This is a genomic window from Caldimonas tepidiphila (genome assembly GCF_003569765.1).
Lineage (GTDB): Bacteria > Pseudomonadota > Gammaproteobacteria > Burkholderiales > Burkholderiaceae_C > Caldimonas > Caldimonas tepidiphila.
In genome coordinates this window covers 1,123-3,487 of the sequence record NZ_KZ983979.1, presented here as the reverse complement: position 1 = coordinate 3,487, position 2,365 = coordinate 1,123, and the positions used below count along the sequence as shown (strand labels likewise).

General features: G+C 74.1%; 3 protein-coding genes. All 3 read right to left on the bottom strand.

From position 1 onward, the window contains the following. On the bottom strand, positions 1–1,245 hold a 1,245-nt coding region (gene glcF, locus D3A59_RS04135), incomplete at its 3' end, for a glycolate oxidase subunit GlcF (protein WP_119153645.1). 15 nt (positions 1,246–1,260) lie between these two features. After that, a complete protein-coding gene (locus tag D3A59_RS04130; protein WP_119153644.1) occupies positions 1,261–1,986 on the bottom strand; it encodes an LrgB family protein in 726 nt (241 codons plus the stop codon). After that, entirely contained in the window at positions 1,979–2,335 is a 357-nt protein-coding gene (locus D3A59_RS04125) for a CidA/LrgA family protein (RefSeq protein WP_119153643.1), read from the bottom strand. Before D3A59_RS04125 ends, D3A59_RS04130 begins: the two co-directional genes overlap by 8 nt. Between the last annotated feature and the right edge of the window lie 30 nt (positions 2,336–2,365).

The following is a 2,365-nucleotide window of genomic DNA, read 5'->3' as shown; positions in this document are numbered from 1 at the left end:
GGCCTCGAGCGCCTCGTCGAGCACCTCGACCCAGTGCCTGACCGGGGTGGAGGTGCCGGTCTGCAGGTGCTGGATGCAGCCGATGTTGGCCGACACGATCGCCTGGGGCTGCAGCGGCTCGATGTTGGCGAGCTTGCGGTCGCGCAGCGAGTAGGCGAGCTCGGGCTGCAGCACCGAGTAGGTGCCGGCCGAGCCGCAGCACAGGTGGCTCTCGTTGGCCGGCAGCGTCACCTCGAAGCCCAGCTCGCGCAGCCCCCCCTCGACGCCGCCGCGCAGCTTCTGGCCGTGCTGCAGCGTGCACGGCGGGTGGTAGGCCAGGCGTCGCGGCGCGCCGCCGCCCGGCTGCTGCGCCAGCCGCGGCTTGAGCGCCGGCACGATCTCCGGCAGCAGCTCGCTGAGGTCGCGCGTGGCCGCGCTCACCCTCGCCGCGCGCTCGGCGTAGGCCGCGTCGTGCGCGAGGTGGTGCCCGTACTCCTTGACGGTGGCACCGCACCCCGAGGCGTTCATCACGATCGCCTCGACCTCGCCGCGCTCGATGAGCGGCCACCACGCGTCGACGTTGCGCCGCATGTCGGCGAGGCCCCCCTCGCGGTCGTCGAGGTGGGTGCGGATCGCGCCGCAGCAGCCCGCGCCGTCGGCCACCACGGTCTGGATGCCGGCGGCGTCGAGCACGCGCGCGGTGGCGCTGTTGATGTTGGGCATCATCCCGGGCTGCACGCAGCCCAGCAGCATCAGCACCTTGCGCTTGTGCTCGCGCGTGGGCCAGCGGTGCGCACCGGCGCCGGGGGCCGCCGGCACCTTGGCCTTGAGCGCCGCGGGCAGCAGCGGGCGCGCGAGCCGCCCGAGCTTCATCGCCGGCTCGAACAGCGGCGAGGTCAGCCCCTCCTTGAGCAGCCAGCGCACGGCCTTTTCACTCGCCGGGCGCTCCACGCGCTGGTCGACCACCGCGCGGCCGAGGTCGACCAGCGCGCCGTACTGCACGCCCGACGGGCAGGTGCTCTCGCAGTTGCGGCAGGTCAGGCACCGGTCGAGGTGCAGCTGCGTGCTGCGCGTGACCGGCGCGCCCTCGAACACCTGCTTCATCAGGTAGATGCGACCCCGCGGGCCGTCGAGCTCGTCGCCGAGCAGCTGGTAGGTCGGGCAGGTGGCGGTGCAGAAGCCGCAGTGCACGCACTTGCGCAGGATGGCTTCGGCCGCCTCGCCTTCGGGCGTGCCTTGGAATTCGGGGGCCAGTGCGGTTTGCATGGACGGAGTTCCGGTTCAGAGAAATTGGAAGACGAGAGGAATCAGCAGCGATGCGAGCAGCACCTGCACGCCGAGCGCGAGGCCGGCGTAGGCTCCCGCGTCGGCGTCCACCTGCAGCGCGCGCGCCGCACCGATGCCATGGGCTGCGGTGCCGAGGGCGAAGCCGCGTGCCGCCCAGCCCGCAGGGTCGCGCGCGATGCGCAACCCGTCGAAGACGTACTTGCCGCTCACCGCGCCGACGAGGCCGGTGGCGACCGCACATACTGCCGCGAGCGCGGGAATGCCGCCGAGCTGATCGGCAATACCCATCGCGACCGGAGCGGTCACTGACTTCGGCGCGAGCGAGCGCAGCAGCTCGGGCGGCAGTCCCAGGGCCCAGGCGAGCGCCACCGCCGAGCCGGCCGCGGCGGCACCGCCGGCCAGCGCCGCGCCCAGCACCACGAGCGCGCGGCCGCGCAGCTCGGCGCGGCGCAGCCACAGCGGCCAGGCGAGCGCGACCACCGCGGGCCCGAGCAGCACGTGGATGAACTGCGCGCCGGCAAAGTAGCGCGGGTAGGGCGTGCCGGTGGCGAGCAGCCCGGCGGCGAGCACCGCCACCGTCCACAGCACCGGGTTGGCCCAGGGCGCCTGGCCGGCGCGCAGGTAGGCGGCGTGCGCGAGCACGTAGACGGCCAGCGTCGCCGTCAGCCCGAACAGCGGCGACGAGGACAGGTAGACCCAGAGATCGACCAGCTCAGCCACCGCGCGCCTCCCGGCGCCGCAGCAGCGCGCGGAACGCGAGCGCCGTGACCGCGAGCCCGGCCCAGGTCGACAGCACGATCACCGCCAGCAGCTGCAGCCCGTACTGGCTCAGCAGGCCGAGGTGCGTCATCACGCCGACGCCGACCGGCACGAACAGCAGCGACAGGTGCTGCAGCAGCAGCTCGGCGCAGGCGCCCACCGGCTCGCGTACCGCGCGCCAGCGCAGCGCCGGCAGCAGCAGCAACAGCCCGATCACGGGCCCGGGCAGCGGCAGTCCGAGGCCGCGGCCGAGCAGCTCGCCGGCGGTCTGGAGCAGCAGCAGCCAGGCGAGGCCTTGCAGCGCGGGCATGTGGGCGTTCAGAACCCGCGGTAGAGCCGG